This is a genomic window from Rhodopirellula maiorica SM1, assembly GCF_000346295.1.
GTDB classification, from domain to species: Bacteria; Planctomycetota; Planctomycetia; order Pirellulales; family Pirellulaceae; genus Novipirellula; species Novipirellula maiorica.
Genome location: NZ_ANOG01000725.1, coordinates 1 through 3,763 on the forward strand (window position 1 = coordinate 1; position 3,763 = coordinate 3,763).

At 56.1% G+C, this 3,763-nt stretch carries 2 protein-coding genes and 1 tRNA gene; 1 reads left to right on the forward strand and 2 read right to left on the reverse strand.

Features of this window, described 5'->3' with window-relative positions; genetic code table 11:
- Positions 1-160: 160 nt before the first annotated feature.
- Entirely contained in the window at positions 161-2,173 is a 2,013-nt protein-coding gene (gene pheT, locus RMSM_RS23440; RefSeq protein WP_008702314.1) for a phenylalanine--tRNA ligase subunit beta, read from the reverse strand.
- Positions 2,174-2,732: 559 nt separating this feature from the next.
- On the opposite strand from pheT, the gene RMSM_RS23445 reads away from it, so the two are divergent.
- Positions 2,733-2,807, forward strand: a tRNA-Pro gene (locus RMSM_RS23445).
- A 303-nt stretch (positions 2,808-3,110) separates the two neighbouring features.
- Here RMSM_RS23445 and RMSM_RS23450 read toward each other — a convergent pair.
- Positions 3,111-3,763, reverse strand: a 653-nt coding sequence (locus RMSM_RS23450; RefSeq protein WP_040769154.1) for an SDR family NAD(P)-dependent oxidoreductase, incomplete at its 5' end; no start/stop codon positions are given.

Sequence of the window (3,763 nt, forward strand, 5' to 3'; positions counted from 1 at the left end):
CCGGATCTTCATCGCTCTCGCGATTTTGATCCAGCCTACGGATACGTGCGATTGTAGGCCGGAACGCAGCGGAGCGGAGTTCCGGCATGGCGGCGGCAACGAACTCGCCATTACATCCGCCACCGCCGGATCTTCATCGCTCTGGCGATTTTGATCCGGCCTACGATAGCAACTCGGCGGCCAACTCTTGCTTGCACGCGCCGATGACTTGGCCAATTAATTGGTCCGCCTGTTCGCCGCTGAGCGTGCCGTCGTGCAGTTGCAATGACACCGACATCAAAACGCGTTTGCGATCCTTGCCATCTTTGGCCGGGTCACGGTACGTTTCACAGTAGCGAACCCCAGCAAGCTCTTCGCCTACTGCCGCCCGCACGACTCGTTCCAACTCGCTCCAGCGGACAGATTCGGCAACGACAAAGTTCAAATCTCGCTCAACCGATGGGAACATGCTGACGCTCTGCTGCTGTGGCACAAGCGAAGCCGCCTCCAACAACGTCGGTAGTGAAAACTCTGCGGCAACCACGGGGGCTGGCAACTTCCACAATTTCAAGACCTTTGGGTCGACAATGCCCAGATAGCCCACCATCCGTGTGCCGCAACTGACTTCGACCACGGCGCCCTTGGCAAACCCGTGCCGTTGGATCGCTTTGACTTGTACCGCATCGGCGATGCCCATTCGCTGGCAAAGCGTTTCGATCGCTCCCTTCATTTCCAAGTAATCGCAACCCGAAACCATTGCCAACGAGTATTGCTCGCTCGGCAGCGCTTCGTTGCTCTGTTGTGGCAAGTATATGTGAGCGATCTCAAAAAGGTCCGCGTGAATGCTGGCCGAGGCCCAGTTGTTCGCTCGTCCTTCGAGCAAGCTTGGGATCAACGATCGACGCAGCGTACGAGCTCCTTTGAGCATCGCAGTTTCGGTTTTCAACGCCGCCAATTCCGTCCACGGGCTGAGCGATTCGTCAAGCTTGTTCGTGACAACACTCGGTGTCATCGCTTCGGAAAATCCGGCACTGGTCATTACCGATCGAATACGCTCCATCGCAACATCGAAGTCACGTTTGCTGCTCGGCGCGACCGGGATCGGTGCATCCTCGGGGATGTTTTCGTAACCATGAATCCGCGCGACTTCTTCGATCAAATCGGCCTCGCGTCCCAAGTCATGTCGCCACGACGGCGGTACGTACGTATCGCTGCCGCTTTCGTGGTCACAGCCGAGCTTGACCAAAATGCGCTCGACCTCTTCGCGATCGATTTTGATGCCTAGCACGCGTTCGACTTGGCTCAATCGCAACGTGACCGGCGAGTTCGGTGTGATCTCGGGCGCGGTGTCGATTACGCCTTCAGCCAATTTGCCACCGGCAGTTTCCAGTATCAATTGGCAAACTCGGCGGCTCGCCCAGTCGACGCCGACGGGATCGACGCGGCGTTCGAATCGGTAGGATGACGGGCTTTGCAGTTTCAGCTTGCGAGCCGCACGACGGACCATCAGCGGTGTGAAGATCGCTGCTTCGATCACCAGATTGGTGGTCGTGTCGTCGACTTCCGAGACCGCCCCGCCCATCACGCCCGCGACCGCTTGAGCTTCTTTGGCGTCCGCGATCACGCACATCGCTTCGTCGAGTTCGTAGTTGCGATGATCAATCGCCTCGATCGTCTCTTTTTTCGCCGCTTGACGGACCACGACTTTTTTATCAGCGATTTTGCCGTAATCGAATGCGTGCAGCGGTTGGCCACACTCCATCATCACGTAGTTCGTGGCGTCGACGACGTTGTTGACCACGCCGATGCCGACCGCCTTGAGTGCTGTGGCCATCCACTCGGGACTCGGTCCGACTTTGACGCCTTGGATCACGCGAGCGGTGTAGCGCGGGCAAGCTTCGCTGTAGCGGTTTTCGACGCTCAGCAGCGATTCGATTTTCGGGCCTGCTTCGCTGAGTTCGATTTCGGGCGTTTTGACGCTCAAGTCGTACAGGACGCCAATTTCGCGAGCCACGCCCAAGTGACCCAGACAATCGCCGCGGTTGCTGGTCACTTCCAGATCGATCACCACATCGCCGTCGACCGTGGTGGTTTCTTCGTGGTTCAGCCCTGACAAACTCAGGCGGAGAGCCAATTCTTCGTGGCTCATCGGCAGATCGAGATAGCGGGAGAGCCAATTCCAAGAAACGAGCATCGTGGTAGCAGTGGGGTAACTGGGGGAATGCGAGCGAACGAGACAGGCAATAGATTATCCAATGGGACGATTTCGCAAAACCGAGCGTCTCGTTTTCCTGTTTTGACGCCGCATTACTAGCGGTGCGGCGCAAGCCGCCCGGTTGCGGTTTTGATTCCACATTATTAGCGGCACGGCGCGAGCCGTCCGGTTGAGGCGAGTAAAACGTTCGATCTTGGCAGGGCGACTCGCGCCCAATGCCATCTACCTTGTCACTCATTGGGTGATATTCGAGTAGTGGGATTCCGCAGAATTCCCGTATTTGTTGTTGAAGCACCAGGAACTCTGGCGAGTCTCACTACGAAAGAAAACTGCATCGGGCATTCGGATAGCCGCATCTGCGAGATCTCGGCGAACGGGGGGGATTGGAAAAGAAGTCGGTGGCGACTTCCGGTTCAATCCGGGCTAGCGAGAACGATCGTATTGGATTAGCATCTTCAGAACGTTGATTCAAACGTCCCGAAAACGAAGTGAAAGACGATAGTCTTCCCCACGTTTGAGGGGTGTTTCTGACGGATCACGGGCCGTAGCGAAGCCTGGATATCGCGCCACACTGGGGGTGTGGAGATCGCTGGTTCAAATCCAGTCGGCCCGACTTTTAATACAAAAACAGCTCGTCGCACTGGTTTGCGGCGAGCTGTTTTTTGTTGAATCACAGTGATTTACGCAATTGCTGGTCAGCTAGCTTGTCGGTTCAAACGGCTGCCCGACTCCTGCCCGCGTCCACTATCGGCTTCTGTAACCTCTTGTACGGTAAGTGCTTAGCGGCTTGAGGTCGCGGTGCCGCTTTTAAGCAAGCGGCGGATCTGCGAATCCACTTCTTCGCTCGTCTGGATGGGTGGCAAGTTCAAAACGTTGCTCTCGCCCGATTTTCCTCAATCGCTACTTTTCGACGCCTTTAGGCGATCGTTGGAATGAGGCCTCCGTCGACTCGTATTGGTGCTCCGTTGATAGCCGATGCGAGTGGGCTGGCAACAAACGCAACCATGTTGGCTATCTCCTCTGGCTGGATCAATCTCTGGATCAACGAGGTTGGCCGATTGTCTGCCATGAATCGTTTTTCAGCCGAATCGTAGGGTTCGTCTGGAAACAGGTTGCTGACGAACTCCTTCACGCCCGGGGTCAACGTCGAACCAGGCATCACGGTGTTGACCGTGACAGAGCTCCCTTTGGTCAACTGAGCCAGACTACGCGAGACGGCAAGTTGTGCTGTCTTCGTCATCGCGTAGTGAGGCATTTCCGGAGCGGGCACGACGCCGGATTCGCTGCTGATGAAGATGATGCGTCCGCTGTTTTGCTCCAGCATTTGCTTTAGGTAATGCCGGGCAAGACGCACACCGCTCATCAAGTTGACGTCAAAGATGTGCTGCCACGCTTCGTCGGTCAGGTCAAAAAAATCAACCGCTTCAAAAATGCCCAGATTGTTGACCAGGATATCGATCTGCGGATGTTCGGTGATGGTTCGGTCGACGCCTTCGGCAGTCCCGTTGTCGGAAACCAGTCCGATCAGGTCGGCCTTTGGTTGACTCTCGCGTAATTTTTTCAATTGCC

What these genes read in the sequence shown, in the direction of transcription:
- pheT (WP_008702314.1), bottom strand. Translation starts at nt 2,173, where the DNA reads ATGCTCGTTTCTTGGAATTGGCTCTCCCGCTATCTCGATCTGCCGATG.